Source organism: Echinicola rosea (genome assembly GCF_005281475.1).
Lineage (GTDB): Bacteria > Bacteroidota > Bacteroidia > Cytophagales > Cyclobacteriaceae > Echinicola > Echinicola rosea.
In genome coordinates this window covers 2680100-2699693 of the sequence record NZ_CP040106.1, presented here as the reverse complement: position 1 = coordinate 2699693, position 19594 = coordinate 2680100, and the positions used below count along the sequence as shown (strand labels likewise).

Sequence of the window (19594 nt, the reverse complement as noted above, 5' to 3'; positions counted from 1 at the left end):
GCTGTTTTTGGCAGTGAGGCCCCCTTGTCCTTTCATGGCTAAGTGGAACCGCAACGAGGCTCCATTAAGCCGTCCCAAACCCATTTGAAGCCCCATCATTTTCTTGACACCAACCACATCAACCGGGGCATTCAAAAGCAAACCTGCCCGTTTACCTTTAGTTTTTAAGCGTTCAGGCACTTTTTGACATAATCATTTTGTAAATTTGAATGTAAAGCACAGAAGAACAATTGTCCCAAAACAGGGTCATCTTGACACTGGTGGTCAAAAAATCTTTGACGTGCGGATGGCTGCAGGAAATAGCGGATATCGCACTATAAACTTACGGAGTGGTACGTCGGCGATATCCGGTACAGGCGCATGCTGGAATCCTTTCTTGGAATGCATATGTTGCTTTATGCGTATTTCCTGTGTCCCTTAAGAAAATCTCTACTCCATAATCGTGAAGTTGGTCTAAATATTGCTTTAGTGGAATGGTTGCTTCACCGGCACTCCAGCCAATTTGATTTTGCTGGTACCTGCTAAGCCAATAGTTTTTGTCAAGTGAAGGACACATAACAGAAATTTGTTTGCACTAACTGACTAATACACAATACATATGAGCACCAATGTACCCGAAGAAAAATCATCAAGAAATGGAAAAGGGAAAAATATCCTGATCATTATTTTACTTCTTTTGGTAATCTTCAGTGGCGTAAAACTGTACTTTGACAGTGTGGACAAGTCACAAAAAACGGAAGAAATCCTCATTTTATCAGAAGAAAACAATGAGCTTAACCTCCGCATTGATAGCATGGCCTATCAACTGGACCTACGCATCAATGAAATCCAAAACCTGGGCGGCAATGTGGACTCTCTGATCGTACTTAAAGAACAGTTGTTAGCTGAGCGTAACACTGACCGAAACAGAAGTGCCGCTGAAATCAATGAATTGAACAAAAAAATTGATGGTTTTTCTGGCGTATTGACAGAAAAGGACTCCGAAATCGAAAAGCTAAAACAAGTGAACCAACAGCTATTCACGGAAAACCAAGACCTGAAAACTTCCAAGGCCGAGATCGAGGATTCCATCGTACAGCTCAACCTAAAACAGGAAAAGTTAGAAGAAAAAGTAAACATAGCCCAAAAACTCCATGCGGAAAACATTGTGGTGGCTGCTGTCAATTCAAGAGGCAAAGAACGTGAAGGTTCCTTTCGGAACAGGCATTTGGAAAAGCTGAAAATTTCATTTGACTTGACCGAAAACAATGTAGCAGAACCAGGGTCAAGGGATATTTTCGTGCAGGTAGTAGCTCCCAACAACCAAGTGATTTTTGACATCGCAAAAGGCTCCGGCACGTTCAGCATTGATGGACGTGAGGAATTCTATACCTCAAAACAGGCCATCTTATATGATAATTCTAAAAAGAGCCTCATCTATCTTTACCAAAAAGAAACCGACTATCCTGAAGGCATCTACGAAGTAAAGATCTACAGCGAAGGTTTCAATATTGGAAACGAGTCTTTTGAAATAAAATAACAGAGCATACAGTTTGACATATTTTAATTTAGGATATCACCTACAGGCAATATTGTCAGTAGGTGATTTTTTTTGGACAAGGTATTAACCAAAAAATCGGGAGTGTGGTTGGTGTTGATAGCGGATCAAGCAGAAAAGTTGGGGGCTGCCAGTTTTCTTACTGGCAAAACCACCGATATATAAAAATACCACAAAATCCCAAAGGCACCAAGTACATATTGGAACCGCATTGAAAGATTGCGCTCGAAAGCTAGCCCCAGAGGAGTGACACGTTGATAGCCATGGGTGAAGCCCGTGGTAAATTGCCCATCCAACGTTTTCGGTTTTAGCCGCATTTCCCTCCCTGTTCCCCATGAATTCCCGCTAAAACCCATTCGTGCGAATGGAGGAAGCCCATCAATTTAACGGTATGAAATTTTCTTTCAAAAGACCATGTCAACATTCGTCCCCCCAGAAATATTGCTTGATCCTTGATAGCACCCAGATACCACAGATAAAGATGATTTTCACTGATCTTTCTTGAGCGGAAAATAACGGATCAAGCCCTCCTCTAAACAGCATTAAGCCTGCACCATGTATTGCTCCATGAATTTAGGGCAGTGGTCTTTGATAAATTAAAATAAACCGTTAATTTTGCGATCTGTTTAATAATTACTAAAAACAATAATTAAAATGTTCCAAAGAAATTACGAAACGGTATTCATTTTAACTCCCGTTTTGTCTGATGTTCAGATGAAGGATACCGTTGACAAGTTTGTGAACTTGTTAAAAGAAGAGGGGGCAGAAATTATTAATGTTGAAAATTGGGGTCTTAAGAAGCTGGCCTATCCAATCGAGAAGAAAAGCACTGGTTTCTACGTAATGGTAGAATTCAAGAGCTTGCCTACTTTGATCAAGAAGTTTGAGATCGAGATCAGAAGGGACGAGAAAGTAATGCGTTTCTTGACCACTGTTTTGGATAAGCATGCTATTGCCTATGCCGAGAGAAGAAGAAAAGGTGAATTCAACAAAAAAACTGAAACTAAAGAGGAGGCTGCAAAATGACACTTAAGAACGAACCCATCAACAGAGAGCAAAATAAGAAAAAGTACTGCCGATTCAAGAAAATGGGCATCAAGTACATCGATTACAAAGATCCTAACTTCTTATTGAAGTTTGTAAATGAGCAAGGTAAAATCCTTCCTAGAAGACTTACGGGAAACTCTGCGAAATACCAGAGAAAAGTGGCCAACGCCATCAAGAAAGCCAGACATTTGGCCTTGTTACCTTATGTAACTGACGGATTGAAATAATCCGGCCCTGTTCTATTCAATACTTATTAAATTTAGACAACTACAATGGACGTTATCTTAAAAACAGACATAAAAGGACTTGGCTATAAGAATGATCTTGTTACTGTAAAATCAGGATACGGAAGAAATTACCTGATCCCTCAAGGTTTTGCGGTATTGGCCACTACCTCTAACAAGAGAATCCTTGAAGAAAATATCAAGCAAGCCGCTCACAAAGCTGAGAAAATCAAAACTGCAGCTGAAGAGCTCGCAGCTAAGATCGAAGGTATCAAACTGGAAATCAAAGCCAAAATCGGCGATTCCGGAAAAATATTCGGTAAAGTAACTACACTGCAAATCTCCGACGCCCTTGCCGAAAAAGGTCTGGAAGTAGATAGAAAGAAAATCGCTATCAGCACTCCTGTAACAGGTGCCGGTGAATATGTAGCTGAAGTGGATCTTCACAGAGAAGTGAAAACCGAGGTTAAATTCGAAGTAGTAGCTGAATAAGCCAATATTCGATTTGTACATCAAGATGTTAGGGCTATCCTCCAAAGGCGGATAGCCCTATTTTTTTTAACCCGCATTCAATGTCGTTTAGTTAAGGGGGTTTCCTTCTTTTCATATACCTAAAGTCCTTTTTTTGATTGACTTTGGCTGGGGAAACCTGATCATCCTGGTGGATTTTATCCTTTTCCTTTTTTCCATTGATGAAAAAAGAAAGAAAAAAATCTAGGCCGGTAGTATGCCCTTTAAAATGGAACATGGATTTACCCTGCGACCGAGATCCGTCACCCATTTTAATTTCCTCCCGATGGCTACGGCCTAAAAGCGAGTGGGGCTCGCTGTTCCACGACGCGAGCCAACTCACTTTCTTAACGGCCTCCACCATCGGCTGGAAAACAGGCATACCAAGGGCCGTAATAAGGAAGCGATACCTTTTTGGGACTTATTAACCTCAGTTCGATTATAAAATCGTCACTGCGAGGCTTAGAGGGAGATTTGAGGGGTGGAAGCCGTGGCAGTCTCAGTATTTGGGGATTGCCACACCCTTTTCCAACCCACATCCTCCTTAAAAGGGTTCGCTATGACGCTTTTTATACTAAAATTAAGTCGAGCTCAGGTTATTAATCGGATCCGCCTTGCAGGTATTGGGCGTTAAGAAATTAAAAAGCGGGCAGGCAAAAAGGCAGGCTTGTTTGACGAAATGCTGCCCAAAAAGAATGTTGGCGGCTAAAGAAGGTTTACCTGGCTTTAGATAGGCCTGCTTGGCTTTAGACAGGAGGAGTTTGCCTGCATGAGGGTAGGTTTTAATTTTAGGCCAATAGCTGCACAACTGTGCGCCGTGGCGTAGCGGCGGGTTTTCCACCACCGGCGGACAGGTTTGGGTTACTTTCTTGACCTGAAGCAAAAAAGTAACAAAGGTAAAGGGATGAAAACCACCTAGGGATTTAGCTAGAAAAATAACTGCCCAAGGAAAAAATATAGAACCCATATTTTCCAGATACACACTAACTAAACGGCATTGAACCCGCATTATGCATTAGCCTATCTATTGCGAGCTGAAGCGACCTTCTCCAAGTCTTCGATCAGCTTTTTGGAAACAGCCCGGGTGTTCTTCTCCTTCTCTGCTCTCAAGGCCTCCAGTGCTACGGTACTCTTTTCGATCAGTCCGATCGGATTCTGATCATACCGATAACTCCCCAAACACCACTGTAGCTCTGCTATCAGTTGATTTTGGATTTTTAGCTTTTGTAGTTTTTCGACAGTTGCTTCTACGGTTTTCTCTAAAGTAAGTGTTTTCATGATCAGAATGGTTTGTTGTAAAAATCTCTTCAAGTTATTTTCTAAAATAACCTCTCAAAAACAAATTATCAACATACCTGTATATTTTTTACCAAATCAACAATAAAAATAACATTTTACAAACATTTACATAAAAACACACGGATCAACGGCCTAATATTCGATCATTGGCACAAATTCGCTAATTTCGTTCTATGCAGTTACAAACCAATTTTGACATTCCACTTCACCCCTATCCCATTAAGCATTCCTCTATGGTAATGACGATTGGATCTTGTTTCTCCACTGTTATTGGTCAAAAACTAAAAGAGCGAAAATTCAAGGTACTGGACAATCCTTTTGGTACACTTTTCAATCCATTTTCATTGTGTCAACTCATCGATTTGTCTTTGGGAACACACGACTTTCCTGAGGCACTTTTTTTGGAACATGACGGCAGGTACCTCCATCACGCCTGTCATTCTTCTATCTCCGGAAACACAAAACAAGAACTTAAAAAACAATTGGAAGCCCAGTGCCACGCTACCAATGAAACGCTAGCCAGCGCGTCTTGGCTGATCATTACTTTTGGCACTGCTCATGTCTATGAGCACTTAGGTACCGGAATGATCGTATCTAACTGTCACAAGCAGCCCGCAAAGGAATTCGGAAAGAAGTCCCTTTCAGTGGATGAGATCAAACGGTCTTTTGCTAAAACTTACGCCAGCTTAAAAGAAATAAACCCCGAAATAAATATTACACTGACTGTCAGCCCTGTAAGGCACATCAAAGATGGCATTCCCGAAAATCAACTCAGCAAATCCATCTTAAGGGTAGCCTGTGACGAACTTGTCAATGCCCATAAAAATCTTCATTATTTCCCCAGCTATGAAATTATGATGGATGAACTCAGGGATTATCGTTTTTATAAAGACGATCTCATCCACCCATCCACACAAGCGGAAGCGTACATCTGGAAAAAATTCTCCCAGAGCTGCCTCTCCCCTGCCTCCCGGGAGCAAGCCGAAAATATTATGACCATCAAAAAGGCCTTGGCTCACAGGCCATTTAACCCCAATGGGACCGCCCATAAAAAGTTCCTCCAAAATCTTCTAAAGAAAATGGAACAAATGCCCGCTGAATTTGATTTCACCAAAGAGATCAAGCAGGTAAATGACCAGCTTTTATCTTTTTAAAAAAACCACATCTCCATGTCTCAGAAAGCCAATAAACTCATCCACAGTCAAAGCCCTTACCTGCTCCAACACGCCTACAACCCTGTCCAGTGGTACCCTTGGGGACCAGAGGCACTGAAAAAGGCAAAGCAGGAAAACAAGCCCATCATCGTCTCCATAGGCTACTCAGCCTGCCACTGGTGCCATGTAATGGAGCATGAGAGCTTTGAAGATGAAGCGACGGCAGCCATCATGAACAAGCACTTTGTATGCATCAAAATCGATCGGGAGGAGCGCCCTGACCTAGATAACATCTACATGGATGCCGTCCAATCCATGGGGCTACAAGGAGGATGGCCGCTCAATGTCTTCCTAATGCCAAACCAAAAACCTTTTTATGGCGGCACCTATTTCCCCAATGCCAACTGGAAAGGGCTACTTCAGAATATCGCAGAGGCGTATCAAAAGCACTTTGATGAACTAGCGAAAAGTGCAGAGGGATTTGGGAACAGTATTAAGCTAAAAGAAAGGGAAAAATACCGCCTCTCAAATGATGAAAGCAGGCTAAGCCCAGCGGACCTCACCCATATGGCACAAAAAATAGCCAGTCAGATGGATTCACAATGGGGTGGGTTTAACCGCTCTCCAAAATTCCCCATGCCCGCTGTTTGGGATTTCGTAATGCAGTATGCCACCTTAAAAGGAGATACTGCTCTGGAGGGCAATGTTTTCTTTACCTTAAGAAAAATGTGCATGGGAGGAATCTACGATCATCTAAGAGGAGGATTTGCCAGGTATTCGGTGGATAGTGAGTGGTTTGCTCCCCATTTCGAAAAAATGCTTTACGACAATGGCCAATTGCTGTCTCTTTATGCAAAAGCCTTCCAACACAGCGGAGACACATTGTTCAAAGAAAAAGTCAATGAAACTGTGAATTGGCTCCAAGCGGAAATGTTTCAGGAAGAAGGAGGATTTTATGCCGCCCTAGACGCCGACAGTGAGGGAGAAGAAGGGAAGTTTTACACGTGGACATACGAAGAATTGGAGAGCATTATTGGGGAAGAAGCATGGCTCTATGATCTTTATAACATCACACCTAATGGCAATTGGGAGAAAGGTGTCAATATTCTTTTCCAGACCCACTCTTATGAAGAAATCACCCGTAAACATGGATTTGAACAGGATCAGTTGGCTCTTAAACTAAATGAGATCAAAGAACGCCTTTTAAAAATCCGAAACCTACGTACGCCTCCCGGCTTGGATGACAAGGTGATTGCAGGCTGGAACGGTTTGACCATATCGGGTTTAGTACAGTCTTACTGGGCCACAGAAAACCCGCTGGCCAAGTCCCTGGCCATTCAAAATGGCACATTTATTTTAGAAAACATGCTGCATGGCGATCAGCTCTACCGTTCCTACAAAAACGGAAAAGCATATACACCAGCATTCTTGGAAGATTATGCAGCAGTCATTCAGGGATTTATCCATCTTTACCCACTGACTGGCGATAGTCATTGGCTTCATAATGCCAAAAACCTAACGGAATTTGTACTGGAACATTTCTACGATGCAGAGGATGGTCTTTTCTATTTTAACAACCCGGACTCTGAAACGCTCATTGCAAATAAAAAAGAGATTTTTGACAATGTAATTCCATCATCGAATGCCCTGATGGCCAGTATCCTCCACCAAATGGGCAGGTACTATTACGAAGACCATTACCTCACACTGGCAAGACAGTTACTAGGGCTGATGCGTACATTGTTACTTTCAGACCCCGCTTTCCTTAGCCAATGGGCAAATCTCTACCTATCAGAATTGGCCGGCACCCCGGAAATAGCCATCGTGGGCCGAGGTGCCAAGTCGATCGCCCAAGAAATCCAGCAAGCTACTCCCGTCCTAAAAGTAATCGCTGCATCAGAAACCCAAACAAAAGACGTCCCCCTTTTAGCGGATAAAGTAGCAGATCAAAATGGAAATGCCTTAATTTACGTTTGCTTTGACAAAACCTGCCTTCGCCCCGTTACGACAGTGGCCGAAGCAATTGACCAATTCCCAAAACTCAACTAATTACCTTGGAAGACCTTTTTGGAGATAACATACCACATGATGTAAGCGCTGCCCCATCTACTTTTGCAGATGTGATCCTTCCTGTTCCGATCCCCAGGATGTTTACCTATCGAGTCCCTGGATCCATGGAAAAATCCATCGGCATTGGGCATAGAGTAATCGTACAGTTCGGACAAAAAAAAGTCCTTACGGGAGTCATCGGGAAGGTCCACCAAAAGCCCCCCAAAGATTACCAGACCAAGGCCATATTAGAAGTATTGGATGATCAGCCAGTCGTCAATCCCCTACAAATCAAATTTTGGTTTTGGATGGCCGAGTATTACTGCTGTCATATCGGAGAAGTCATGAATGCGGCACTCCCCTCAGGCCTGAAACTGAGCAGTGAAAGTAAAATCCAATTGAATCCGAACTTTGACCCGGAGACTTCTGAGTTTCCGATAGATGACCGAGAGCAGGTCATTTTGGATGCCTTAGAGAAAAAATCAGAACTTACTTATGAAGATTGCGGAAAGCTCTTGGGCATCAAATCCAGTTATCTCATCATCAAAAGCCTGGTCATCAAAGAAGCCGTGCTGGTATATGAGCAGGTCAAAGATAAATACGTTCCAAAAGTAGAGAACAGGATAAAGCTCAAGGCACCTTATGCCACTTCTAAAGAAGCTTTGGAAGCATTATTTGAACAAGTAAGTAAAAACCCCAAACAAGAGGAAATTCTCTTAAAATACCTCCAAGAAATCCCCGTTTTTCATTCACCGGAAATAAATGAAAAAGGGCTTGAGAAAAAAATCATTACCGACGCAGGTCTTAGTCCAAGCTCGCTCAAAACACTTATTAAAAACGAGGTTTTAGAAGAGTTTAAAGTGATCGTCAGCAGATTTGACCATCTTCCTATTGATGATCGTGAGATTCATCTGGCAGACTTTCAGGAGGCCGGTTTATCCAGTATCAAAGAGCAGTTTGGCCAAAAGCAGACCGTCCTCCTTCACGGCATCACAGGAAGTGGCAAAACAGAAATCTACATCCACTTGATCCGCGAAGTGCTGGACAGTGGCTCCCAAGTCTTGCTCCTGCTGCCCGAAATCGCATTGACGACACAGATCGTCGGCCGACTCCAAAAAGTCTTTGGCAGTGAAATGGGTATATACCATTCCAAACACTCCGACAATGAGCGTGTAGAAGTATGGCAGGGGGTATTGAGTGGACGATTTTCCTTTGTAGTGGGTGTCAGATCGGCCATTTTTTTGCCTTTTGACAGTTTGGGGATGATCATAGTCGATGAAGAGCATGAGCCATCCTATAAGCAATTTGATCCTGCTCCGCGGTTTCAGGCGCGGGACGCGGCCATCATGTTGTCTTGGCTTCACCAGTCCAAGACCCTTCTTGGAAGTGCGACGCCTTCCTACGAATCCTTCTACAATGCCCGCACCCAAAAGTACGGGTACGTTTCATTGGACCAGCGCTTTGGAGAGGCGCAATTACCGGAATTCCATATTGCGGATATCCTGGCGGACAAAAAGAAAAACCTGCTCAAGTTGGACTTTACCCGGATCATGCGCGAAAAAATCCAAGAAGCGTTGGATCGGCAAGAGCAGGTATTGATTTTTCAAAACAGGCGTGGCTATGCCCCTTATATGTCCTGCGAAGAATGCGGGTGGATCCCCGATTGTGAGCACTGCGATGTCAACCTCACTTATCACCAGTACAGCGAAGAAATGCGCTGCCACTACTGCGGATTTAAGGAAAAAGTGCCCCGTGCCTGCCCTGCTTGTGGAAGTCACAAACTGACGACCGTCGGTATCGGCACAGAGCGCTTGGAAGAAAGTCTGTCATTGCTCTTTCCTGAGGCCAGGATTGGAAGAATGGACTTAGACACCACAAGGAGCAAGTACGCTTATCAACGCATCTTTGATGAATTTGCATCGGGGAATTTAGATATTTTGGTGGGCACCCAGATGATCACCAAAGGGCTGGACTTTGACCGTGTCACGGTAGTAGGCATTATCGACGCAGACCGGATACTATATTTTCCGGATTTTCGCTCTGGTGAAAGGGCCTTTCAGCAAATCACTCAAGTGGCAGGCCGTGCGGGTAGGCGAAATCGCCAGGGACATGTGATCGTTCAGACCAGAAGACCTGACAATGTGGTTTTTGAAAAAATCATCCAAGGGAATTACCCAGAGTTTTACCTCACTGAGATGGCCGAAAGAAAGCGGTTCTTTTATCCACCTTTTGTCAAAAACATCAAAATCACCACACGGCATAAGGAAGCAAAGATTGCTGAAAAAGCTTCCCGTCACCTAACCAACCTACTCAAGGAAATCGCTGTGAAAAAAATTATCTTGGGACCAGAAAGGGCCTTGATTGGAAAAATCAAAAACCAATACTTATATGATACCTATATAAAGCTGGACAAGGCTGGAAATTCGCCGGCTATATTCAAACATGAAATGAAGCAGCTTCTCTTTGAGCTCAATACCCAAAAAGAATTTAAATCCGTCCGTTTTGTGGTAGATGTAGATCCATATTAGTGCGTACAAGTTATACATTGATTGTAAAACACAAATACATTCAATCCTTATGATCAAAATAAAAGATACCGAATGTATTCGGTCTTAGCTGTATATTGGCATCCATTTTTAATTTCCACCTGCCACACGACATCATCATCATTATCTTAGCGATATAAACCTTGAACAAAATCTCTAATTTTTCATAACTTTAGGCCATCAACCTATTAAACAAAAGATAATGAGAATAGCTTTAATCGCCCATGACGGAAAAAAAGCTGACATGGTACACTTTCTAAGTGGCTTTAAAGACAGGCTCTTAGGAGCAGACATACGCCTATTTGCCACTGGAACGACAGGTTCACATATCGAACGCGCTGGCTTTGACGTGGAGAAACTCATGTCGGGTCCCTATGGTGGTGATGCCCAAATAGCGGCCATGGCGGCAGAAAAGAAGCTCGACCTGGTTATATTTTTCAGGGATCCGTTGGACAAACATCCTCATGAACCAGATGTACAAATGCTGATGCGGATCTGTGATGTACACAATATTCCCTTGGCCACCAACCTGGCCTCTGCAAAACTGATGTTCAAACAAATAACGACCGATTTACACAATGGAAAGTAAAGCAATAACTAAAATCGGTGTACTGACCTCAGGAGGTGACGCGCCGGGAATGAACGCAGCTATTCGTGCAGTAGTCCGTTGTGCTTTCTATTATAACCTAGAAGTTTTCGGGATCTACAGAGGATATGAAGGAATGATCCAAAACGATATCCGCCAACTGGACAGCTCTGATATCGCTTATGTACTGGAGCGGGGAGGCACCTTCCTCAAATCCGCCCGAAGTGCTGAGTTCAGAACTCCCGAAGGCAGGAAAAAAGCTTACGAAAACCTCCAGAAACACGGCATCAATGGCCTAGTGGTCATCGGGGGAGACGGCTCCCTTACTGGCGCCCACCTATTTTACAAAGAATTTGGTATCCCCGCTATTGGCTTGCCAGGAACCATTGACAATGATCTTTCGGGCACAGACAACACCATTGGCTTTGATACGGCATGCAACACGGCCATTGAGTCAATCGATAAGATCCGGGACACGGCCACCTCTCATGACCGACTTTTCTTTGTAGAAGTAATGGGGCGTGATTCTGGTTTTATCGCCATCAATGCAGGCATCGGCAGTGCTGCCGCAGCAACATTGATCCCCGAGAAGAAAATGCCGGTGGAAGCGTTAATAGACCGATTGAACACCCGTGCTAAGGCCAAAAAGCAGGCCAATGTGGTCATCGTGGCCGAAGGCGGTAAAAGTGGGGGCGCACTGGAAATTTCCAATAAAGTAAAAAAATACCTTCCCAATTACGACATCAAAGTCACCATCCTTGGCCACCTCCAACGTGGCGGATCTCCAACATCCTACGACCGTGTACTCGCCAGTAAACTTGGCGTATCTGCTGTCGAAGGACTAATGCAAGGAAAATGTGATGTCATGGCCGGTGTCATCAATAACAAAGTCGTCTATACCCCAATCAAAAGGGCTATAGTGGATGATAAGGAAGTAGATGAAGAAGATTTCCGTGTAGCAAAAATTCTCTCTACTTAAATGGTGGATGGATTGTAGAATTGTCAAACCGAAAATGAAGGGTGTTTTGATGAGGCAGTAAGGAATATCCATAAGCTTCGCCAAGCACAACCTCAGTTTTGCGAACAAACAATTCTACAATCCAATCTGCACCTAGTGTCAAGTCAAACCTGCCTTTGACCGCAGGAAAGCCTAAACCTACATGTAATCCCGTGCGTCTTCTGGCCCACCTCTGTGTTACAAAAAGACCTCTTTAGATAGGACCATGGTCGTTTTTTATGCCTTGACCTAGACCACCTTACCCGTCATTTTAGCATTGACATGACACTAGAATGGATAACCTATAGCAAAGTTAAAGATAAAGTTTTCCCTTCTCCAGTCTCGATTAAATGGCTTAAACTCTTTTTGCCACCGCTCTCCTTCTGGCAGCCAGGGTTTCCGTAAGGGAGAAGCAAAATCAAACCTGATCACAAAAAACTCAATATCGATCCTAAGACCTATTCCGGTGCCTACGCCAAGTTCACTTGCCCAAGCGCCGGAAAACTTACCTCCTGGTAATGCCTCGTTTTCATTCATCAACCACACATTACCAGCATCGACAAATAGTGCTCCTTTCAAGTAAGGCACTATAGGAAAACGGTACTCGATGTTTCCCTCTAGCCTGATATCACCTGTCTGCTCGAAATAAGATTGGTTGTTGATCGAATCGGGTCGATACGACCCCGGCCCTAATGAACGGATCCTAAAAGCCCTGACACTATTGGGACCACCAGCAGAATACTGCTTCACGTATGGCAAGGAAATAGAATTCCCATAAGGAACACCCACTCCTCCAAATAGCCGAGTAGCCAAAATCTGATCTTCTCCCAATTTCAGGTGGTATCGAAAGTCCAGATCACCACGGACATACTGGGCATATTCCATCCCAAAAATCCTGTTGGGCTCCTCCACTGTACTTTTTCCGTCAAAAGCCCCTATCAGATTACCGGCCATATCCAGCGAAAACCCTGTAAAAATCTTATGGGTCCTAAACTTGTCTCCCAGTTGATTATAGTTAAACGTATAATTAAGCCCTGCAATAAACTGCTGCTCAAAACTCTTAGCCAAAAAAGGGTTGTCATCCAGAATCGCTTGAAAATCGGGCGTCACATCAGACAAGCTCACAACACTTAAGCTGATGGGATTTATTTCATGATAAACAAACCTGTTGGCATTCCAATAATACCCGTAACTCGTGGACACGTTGTTTAGCCTGTAAAGTCCGATCCGATTGATCGACTGCACACCTAGGCTTACCTTGGTCTTAGGCACAGAATACCTGAACCTATCCTGAATTTGGGAAGGAAAGATCACTCGAGGAAAAATCAAATCTCCACTCAGCCCTAAGTCATAGGTACTCAAACCCGTCCTATCCCCTCCTGCTATCTGTGTTTCGTACCCAAAACTCGCTGAAATATTCAAGGTCTCTCCTCCTTTAAACAAGTTTCGGTTTCTATACGTAAGCAAAATGGACGGTCCAATAAAATTATTGGATTTAGAAATCCCTTGCAGCTCGGCCCTTAAGGACCTTTTCTTTAGTGGAGAAAGGTAAATCCCTGCATCAAGCTTCCCTCCTTTATCCAATGTCACAGAATCCACTTCCTCATATCGCAAATTCACATACCTGTAATTCCCGATGCCCGAAAGTCTGTTTGTGGTGTACCTGGACTGCTCGGAGCTGTATTTTTGTCCTTTCTTGATCAGGATGTACTTTTCTAGCAAATCTGGTCTAAAGGTCACCTCATCTTGTATAAAAGCAATATCTTCTATAAATGTCGTATCTTGGGCATTTGCTTCTTCCTCCACAGAATAATTGGGATATACCCGAATATCATTAACCGTGTAAGGAACAATGGCTTTTTTGGGCACCCCGGCTTTTAACCGGAGAAACAAGTCAAATTTCCTTTCTTCATAATTATTGGTGTCCGCCTCAAAAATCAGGTAATCAGCATTAAAATTATAAAAGCCCCTTAGCTTTAAGGCTTCGTCTATCCGTGCTCGCTCGTCCTTAAACGCCTGCAATTCAAACCTTGCATCCTGAATCAACTCGGTTTCCTTCAGGATATCATTTATCTCTTTTTGTATACTTAAACTATCTCCTTCCAGACTGAATTCTTCCAGACGATAAGGGCGGCTGACCTCCACTTGGTAAGCCATTCCCAAAAACTTGTCCTTCCCAGTGCTCTCACTGCTTGCAGAAGCATAAAAAAAACCATTGTTTTCTAACCTGTTCAATAACAGCTCCTCTGTCTTGGAGGGATTCACCTGGCTAAAATAAACAGGCTCTTGACCGAATTTTTTATTCATAAAACGGTTAAAAAAACCTGGCTTTTCCTGGGTGCCTTTATAGTGTGCCCAGAGCCCTATTCGCATACCCAAAAACTTGCTGTTAGGCTCTGGACGGATCATTTCATGCAGGCGACTTTGTATCACCTCAAGGGTCTTATCATTTACATTCTCCTTGTCCTCTGTCGTGATTTCCAGAGAGGCCCCAGTATAGAGCTGCTCATCCTCCGGAATATATTTAGTAACCCCGCATGAGCTAAGCATTATCCCCCAACTTATCAGCCCGTATTTAAAGAATCTACTCATTTTGTTCCGCTTTATTTTCACTTTCTACAGCGCTATTTTGCTTGGTTTCCTCCTCCCTTTCACGCTGTATCCGTTCCTCGCTTTTCCAAAAATTCTTGAATTTATTGAACTCTCTGTTAAGAATGAAGGCCACACCTGTGACGATCACTTGGCCATCGATAATACTCTCAAATTCATTTTTCCTAAAGCCTCTCAGACGGTACCTGCCACTTTCAGTGAGCAAATACTCAATATTTACATTCCCAAATACAGCACCGTCATTTTGGGTATCTTGATTGGAGCTTTCCAATTCCATTTCACTTCCCACTTGCACAATCAGGCGATCGTCAAAGAGTCTTTTTTGGGCACTCACATTGAGCTGGGTCTGTGCTCCCTGATACCCTTCATAGCTGTCCAAGTCAAAATTCAGTTCAAAGCCAGAATTACCCAACACATTACTTGACAAGGCATTCAACTGACTGGAGAGCATTTGGCTGACACTGGACCTCGCCAATCCTGCTGTACCACCTCCAGTGCCATCTCCTCCAGTGGCGGGCATAAATTTTTGGAGTACCAATAATGAAAAAACCTGACGATTCAATTCCCCTTCTTCTTCATTGACCTGCTGGATTTTGGAATATACGTTCCCTCCTAGGGCTCCTTGTTGATCTTCTGGCATGTCCAATTGGAAAAATATCTGTGGACGCAGCAATTCTCCCTCCACATTCAAATAAACAATAAATGGCAGTCTCTCTTGGTACTGCGTAGAGACTTCCGAGCTCACTCCTGAAATCTGCGTGGCCATCAGGTCACTTGCTGAGGTCTTGACATCATACGATGCAGTAATGTCCATATCAGCATCCATAGGATCCCCCTTCCAGGTAATGGTACTTCCTTCCACAATATTGAATTTTCGGGAAACCAAATTATAAAGACTCATTTCATAATGTCCCTTGGAAAGCTCATAAATTCCTGACAGGTTCATTTTACCATTCGGCTCGATGTTTAGGTTCAGGTCAGCTTTCCCTGCAATCATCAGGTTATCACCAGAGCGCTCATCCACAATCACCCTGAAAACCGCATTGGGATCTACTTTCAGCAGGGCCGCTATTTCCATTCCTGTAAATGCAGCCTCGGTATTCTCCATTTCCCGCTTTGTCAAGATATCATTGGGATTGTCCCTGTCCACTATAAGCACCACCCCTTCTCGCTCGACCACTTCCAGCTGTGTCTCTGGAATGACAAAAGTCAGGTCCGTTCCTTCATTCACCTTTAAATCGGCCTTGACGACGGGAAGGTTCATGTCTCCAGAGATACTCACATCGGCATTGATATTGGCTTTTCCGTAAAACAGGTCATTGTCTTCACGGGTAGAGTTAAGGACTTGGAAGTTTTCTGCGGCCAGTTGTAGGTCAAACACCGGGTTGGTCATATCTTCTGTTCCCACCTCTCCATTTAGCGTAAAGCTATTGCCATCTGCATCCTTGAAACTATATTGGTCAAAGTACACCCCTTGATCATCTACCCGCAGTGCTTGGGTAGGCAGTGTGAATTTTGAATTCAGCATTTTCACCACTATCGAGGCAGATTCAAAATCAAATGTCCCATCGTACTGTGGAGCGGTAGTCGTACCATTTACGGCCAAATTTCCTTGAAGGCTTCCTGTAGCTTCACCAAACTGGTCCGGCATGAGCTTTTCAAGCACTTTCAGCTGCAGTTCGTTCAAATCCAGCTTGAGATCTAATTCGGCCCCTTCTTCACTGGCCTGATAATCACCCACAATATCCAAATCGATCTCTCGATCTTTCAATGAGAGATCGAAGTCATATGACTTGGTATCTTCGGACTTTGCCCTCAGGGCCAGGTTTCCAAGCTCCACATCCATGGCTTTCATGTCTGTAATGTCCATATCCGCGACGATCCCAGTGGCTCCAAATGGGTTTTCAACCACAAAATCTCCGTTCAGTTCTCCTCCTAGCAGTAACTGGCCAGGGTTCAGCAAACTTACGATGGTTCCAAGCCGGAAATGATCAAACGTAACGCCTACCTGCTCGGCTACTTGTTCATTTAAATCATTACTAAAGATGAGACGTTGTCCTTCATAGGTGAAACTAAAATCCGAAAATTTCAATGCATTATCAGCATAAGAAACTTGGTTGGCATTTGGCACTTCCCACTGCTGCCTGTTCAGTATCAAACTATCTGGAACAACATGCAAATGCATGGTATCACCCTGGAAATCCAATTCAGAATCCACGTGATACAGCAATTCCTCTTCATCGTAGGATTCAAAATTCATGTATAAATTTTGACCACTGAAATTCCCCTTAAAGGAAGTCCTGCCCATCGCCAGCGGTGGTACCGTCAGCCCCCCAAATCCCACATCTAGCTTCATTTCTGAGCCATCTCCGTCCACATCCACCAATAGGCTGTCCAGCATCATGTCATTATATTGGACGTGTGGTAAACTCACTCTGGCCTGGAGTTGCTTTTCATGCTCCCGAAAGTTGACATTGATATCCACAGAATCCATTTGCTGAAGGCCTTCCAAAAACACTTGATCTAACACCGGCGCACGCTTAAAAGCCATCTGAAGATCCAAATTGACCGGTTTCTGAATAACAGTATCCGCAGCAGTACCCTCCTCTTGCAATGAATCCGTAAAGTACCCTCTAAAATGCCGCTGCATTCCTACTGAGATCTGCTCAGGCGATGAATTTGACCTCAAATAACCGTTTAGCATCATGCTGCGAATATCCACACTTGTACTGTCCGGTCGGACGGCAGCTTGGATGTCCAGCTCCCCAAGCGGATAGGATCGGTCATCGTACACCACCAAGCCATCGCTCATCGAAGTAGTCACATCGAAGTGCTCTGGATTGCCCTGAAATTGTGCCATCAACTTCAAGCGCGTACGAATGTCCTTTGTCGTCACCCCTAAATTCCTGAGATTGGCTCCTTTGAGATTCAGGTCCGCCGTGTAGCGTGCATCTACCGAATCCAACAACAGCCCCACCTTGAGCGCCATGTCCAGATTTTCATCCATAAAGGTGGCGTTGATCTCTCCTTCTCCACCAGCTAGCTGGCCATCCAGCGAAAACCCGGAAAAGTCATAACCATTATAGGACAGCTCCTCAAAAGTACTGGACAAGGTGGCGTCGAGTTTATCCAGGTCACTTCCACTTCCTGATGCATCGATTTCAAAAGTCAATGGCCCCAGCCCCTGTCCGGGTAGTATTTTTTCCATTTGTAACTTATCGCCCTTCACCAGTGCATCAAAAAACAACTCCTCCCTATCCATGTATTTCGCTTCTGCAACAAGCTTCCCATCCGTCGTTTCAATGGTGGCGTGAGCCACAAGGTCATCCAGCATACCTCTTACCGTGCTGTTCAAAGCAACCTGATCAGGAAACCGTACACCGTAGGCTTTTTCATCCAAAAACACCAATAAATCTTCTCTCCTTGTATTGAACCGGACCGTTTCCAAGTCCATCTGAAGCTTTTCTGGATCCATCACCTGCTTCAAGGAACCATCTATGGAAACCTGTGTGGCCTTACCCCAATTCAGCTTCGTTTGATGGATCTTCATATCGGCCAGGCTCCCTTGGACTTGTACCTGGCCGGTAAAATTCTTTTTATTCACCTCTTTGAAAACAGTATCCTCCCGTAATTCAGGGGCAAAATAAAAGGCATCTCTTCCGTTCAGTTTTATTTCAGGTAATTGCACCTTAAAATTGGACCTATCGGGAGAATTGATCAGCTCATCCATGGACGGGTAGGCTAAGTTTAGGCTTCCTTCCAGCGCACTGTTTCCGGTAGCAATGCCCAAATCTTCGATGGACAGCTCTGTATCGGAAACAGCTGCTCTAAATCCAAACTCCTGTAATTGAAAACCGCTGGCCTCCTTAAAGTCAAACCGATCTAGGGAAATCCCCGCACTGCCCTCTTTTAGGAAAATCTGGGAAGCCAATAAGTGGAAATCCGAAAAGGAAATCGCTTCAGGATTAAATGTCCCAGGCGTCACCTTCTCTTCCCCAAAAGCCACATCAAACTGATTTCTCTCCAATGCAAGGGCATTGACATCCACTATCCAATCCGGCCACTGGAAGGGGCTTTCCCTTGGTGGGGTCGTCTCAGCTCCATTGTCAGGCGCCGTGGTCCGTGGCATATTAAGGTGGATATTGGAATCCGTTAATTCCATATTTTTAAGATGTATTTTCCGATTGGCGAGGTCCGCTTCAGGTAGTTCGACCAGAAACTTACCTAAATCTACCTGAGCCTTCATTTTATCCGGCATGGATTCATATATCGCATGGACGTTTTCGACTAAAAAATGGTCAATGATGACCAGCGGCATGGGGGATGCTGCTGTCGTGTCTTCCTCGGAGGGAGGAAAAGGCTTGGTTTGAATATAGCTCGCGGAAGTATTCCTAAACTGAAAATCCTGTATATAAAAAGCCATCTTATTAAGATCAATCCGCTTCATGTCCAAGTGGATTTCTCCTAAAGTGACCTTGGAATCTATCCCCATCACTCCATCCTGGTACGTAATATTGAATTCTTTCAAATCCACTGGCCCCAAATCCACCTCTGGCATTGCCGAGGAAGTCTGGGCAGTATCCGGATCAGAAACGGCGGTACTGTCACTGGAGGCAAATGCCTCCATCAAAAAGTCAAAATTGAATCTACCGGTCTCTCCATCACGGATCACTTTGGCAGTAAGCTGGTCCCACTCCAGTTTGGATAAGTGAATAGCTCCATCTTGGATCAAAGGCCATACTTCTACCCCGGTCTCCAATTTGCCCGAGTAAACGAGCGTATCACCTTTTTGGTCCTCCAGATAGAGTCCTTCCAAGAATAGATTTCCTGAAAAGGTAACATAAAGCTTTTCAATATCCATTTCCGCATTTGTTTTATCCTTTACGTAGCTGACAGCCTTCCCCACGATGATGTCTTGACCCCAAGGACTACGGATAAAAAGCAACACACTCACAATAAGTACCAGCAACACCAATAGTATCACCTTCAATACCTTGAAAAATTTATAAAGTACCTTTTTTGATTTGTTCAATTG

General features: G+C 44.0%; 15 protein-coding genes. 9 read left to right on the top strand and 6 right to left on the bottom strand.

The window, feature by feature from the left end; genetic code table 11:
- Positions 1 to 322 precede the first annotated feature (322 nt).
- Positions 323 to 556: a hypothetical protein gene (locus FDP09_RS10865; RefSeq protein WP_137402692.1), complete on the bottom strand. Its 234-nt coding sequence runs from the start codon at positions 554 to 556 to the stop codon at positions 323 to 325.
- Between the two features lie 42 nt (positions 557 to 598).
- Between FDP09_RS10865 and FDP09_RS10860 the strand changes: the two genes are divergently transcribed.
- The 4 genes from FDP09_RS10860 to rplI all read left to right on the top strand — a co-directional run bounded on the left by FDP09_RS10860 (position 599) and on the right by rplI (position 3300).
- Positions 599 to 1519, top strand: coding sequence for a coiled-coil domain-containing protein (locus FDP09_RS10860; RefSeq protein WP_137402691.1), 921 nt, complete (start codon positions 599 to 601; stop codon positions 1517 to 1519).
- A 672-nt stretch (positions 1520 to 2191) separates the two neighbouring features.
- Positions 2192 to 2563 (top strand): 30S ribosomal protein S6, encoded by a 372-nt coding sequence (gene rpsF, locus FDP09_RS10855; RefSeq protein WP_015266192.1) that lies wholly within the window; start codon positions 2192 to 2194, stop codon positions 2561 to 2563.
- Complete coding sequence (rpsR, locus tag FDP09_RS10850) at positions 2560 to 2811, top strand: 30S ribosomal protein S18 (RefSeq protein ID WP_015266191.1); 252 nt, start codon at positions 2560 to 2562, stop codon at positions 2809 to 2811. The genes rpsF and rpsR overlap by 4 nt, the downstream gene beginning before the upstream one ends.
- Before the next feature lie 45 nt (positions 2812 to 2856).
- On the top strand, positions 2857 to 3300 hold the full coding sequence (gene rplI, locus FDP09_RS10845) for a 50S ribosomal protein L9 (protein ID WP_137402690.1): 444 nt from the start codon (positions 2857 to 2859) through the stop codon (positions 3298 to 3300).
- Positions 3301 to 3391: 91 nt separating this feature from the next.
- Here rplI and FDP09_RS10840 read toward each other — a convergent pair whose 3' ends face one another.
- From FDP09_RS10840 to FDP09_RS10830, 3 genes are all read right to left on the bottom strand, one after another.
- The gene (locus FDP09_RS10840; protein ID WP_137402689.1) at positions 3392 to 3700 is read right to left on the bottom strand and encodes a hypothetical protein; all 309 of its coding nucleotides are present in this window, start codon (positions 3698 to 3700) and stop codon (positions 3392 to 3394) included.
- A gap of 198 nt (positions 3701 to 3898) precedes the next feature.
- The gene (locus FDP09_RS10835) at positions 3899 to 4285 is read right to left on the bottom strand and encodes a hypothetical protein (RefSeq protein ID WP_137402688.1); all 387 of its coding nucleotides are present in this window, start codon (positions 4283 to 4285) and stop codon (positions 3899 to 3901) included.
- Positions 4286 to 4338: 53 nt separating this feature from the next.
- Entirely contained in the window at positions 4339 to 4596 is a 258-nt protein-coding gene (locus FDP09_RS10830; RefSeq protein WP_137402687.1) for a hypothetical protein, read from the bottom strand.
- A gap of 194 nt (positions 4597 to 4790) precedes the next feature.
- Here FDP09_RS10830 and FDP09_RS10825 point away from each other — a divergent pair, with 194 nt between their 5' ends.
- The 5 genes from FDP09_RS10825 (at position 4791) to pfkA (ending at position 11931) form a co-directional block, all read left to right on the top strand.
- Positions 4791 to 5771 carry a GSCFA domain-containing protein gene (locus FDP09_RS10825; RefSeq protein ID WP_137402686.1) on the top strand — a complete coding sequence of 327 codons (981 nt, stop codon included), beginning with the start codon at positions 4791 to 4793 and terminating at the stop codon, positions 5769 to 5771.
- Positions 5772 to 5786: 15 nt separating this feature from the next.
- Entirely contained in the window at positions 5787 to 7820 is a 2034-nt protein-coding gene (locus tag FDP09_RS10820; RefSeq protein ID WP_137402685.1) for a thioredoxin domain-containing protein, read from the top strand.
- Positions 7821 to 7825: 5 nt separating this feature from the next.
- Entirely contained in the window at positions 7826 to 10348 is a 2523-nt protein-coding gene (priA, locus tag FDP09_RS10815; protein WP_137402684.1) for a replication restart helicase PriA, read from the top strand.
- A 220-nt stretch (positions 10349 to 10568) separates the two neighbouring features.
- Positions 10569 to 10955 carry a methylglyoxal synthase gene (locus FDP09_RS10810; RefSeq protein ID WP_137402683.1) on the top strand — a complete coding sequence of 129 codons (387 nt, stop codon included), beginning with the start codon at positions 10569 to 10571 and terminating at the stop codon, positions 10953 to 10955.
- The gene (pfkA, locus tag FDP09_RS10805; protein WP_137402682.1) at positions 10945 to 11931 is read left to right on the top strand and encodes a 6-phosphofructokinase; all 987 of its coding nucleotides are present in this window, start codon (positions 10945 to 10947) and stop codon (positions 11929 to 11931) included. Before FDP09_RS10810 ends, pfkA begins: the two co-directional genes overlap by 11 nt.
- Before the next feature lie 306 nt (positions 11932 to 12237).
- Here the strand turns inward: pfkA and tamL are convergent, their stop codons facing one another.
- Together tamL and FDP09_RS10795 are read right to left on the bottom strand one after the other, a co-directional pair.
- Positions 12238 to 14541, bottom strand: a complete 2304-nt coding sequence (gene tamL / locus FDP09_RS10800) for a translocation and assembly module lipoprotein TamL (protein ID WP_137402681.1) — start codon at positions 14539 to 14541, stop codon at positions 12238 to 12240.
- Complete coding sequence (locus FDP09_RS10795) at positions 14534 to 19591, bottom strand: translocation/assembly module TamB domain-containing protein (protein WP_137402680.1); 5058 nt, start codon at positions 19589 to 19591, stop codon at positions 14534 to 14536. Before FDP09_RS10795 ends, tamL begins: the two co-directional genes overlap by 8 nt.
- Between the last annotated feature and the right edge of the window lie 3 nt (positions 19592 to 19594).

Bases quoted from the DNA above. Each gene is read 5' to 3' on its own strand.
- rpsF (WP_015266192.1), top strand. From the start codon at position 2,192: ATGTTCCAAAGAAATTACGAAACGGTATTCATTTTAACTCCCGTTTTG.
- FDP09_RS10840 (WP_137402689.1), bottom strand. From the start codon at position 3,700: ATGCCTGTTTTCCAGCCGATGGTGGAGGCCGTTAAGAAAGTGAGTTGG.
- FDP09_RS10825 (WP_137402686.1), top strand. From the start codon at position 4,791: ATGCAGTTACAAACCAATTTTGACATTCCACTTCACCCCTATCCCATT.
- FDP09_RS10830 (WP_137402687.1), bottom strand. From the start codon at position 4,596: ATGAAAACACTTACTTTAGAGAAAACCGTAGAAGCAACTGTCGAAAAA.
- rpsR (WP_015266191.1), top strand. From the start codon at position 2,560: ATGACACTTAAGAACGAACCCATCAACAGAGAGCAAAATAAGAAAAAG.
- FDP09_RS10865 (WP_137402692.1), bottom strand. From the start codon at position 556: ATGTGTCCTTCACTTGACAAAAACTATTGGCTTAGCAGGTACCAGCAA.
- rplI (WP_137402690.1), top strand. From the start codon at position 2,857: ATGGACGTTATCTTAAAAACAGACATAAAAGGACTTGGCTATAAGAAT.
- FDP09_RS10860 (WP_137402691.1), top strand. From the start codon at position 599: ATGAGCACCAATGTACCCGAAGAAAAATCATCAAGAAATGGAAAAGGG.
- FDP09_RS10835 (WP_137402688.1), bottom strand. From the start codon at position 4,285: ATGGGTTCTATATTTTTTCCTTGGGCAGTTATTTTTCTAGCTAAATCC.
- tamL (WP_137402681.1), bottom strand. From the start codon at position 14,541: ATGAGTAGATTCTTTAAATACGGGCTGATAAGTTGGGGGATAATGCTT.
- FDP09_RS10820 (WP_137402685.1), top strand. From the start codon at position 5,787: ATGTCTCAGAAAGCCAATAAACTCATCCACAGTCAAAGCCCTTACCTG.
- pfkA (WP_137402682.1), top strand. From the start codon at position 10,945: ATGGAAAGTAAAGCAATAACTAAAATCGGTGTACTGACCTCAGGAGGT.
- FDP09_RS10810 (WP_137402683.1), top strand. From the start codon at position 10,569: ATGAGAATAGCTTTAATCGCCCATGACGGAAAAAAAGCTGACATGGTA.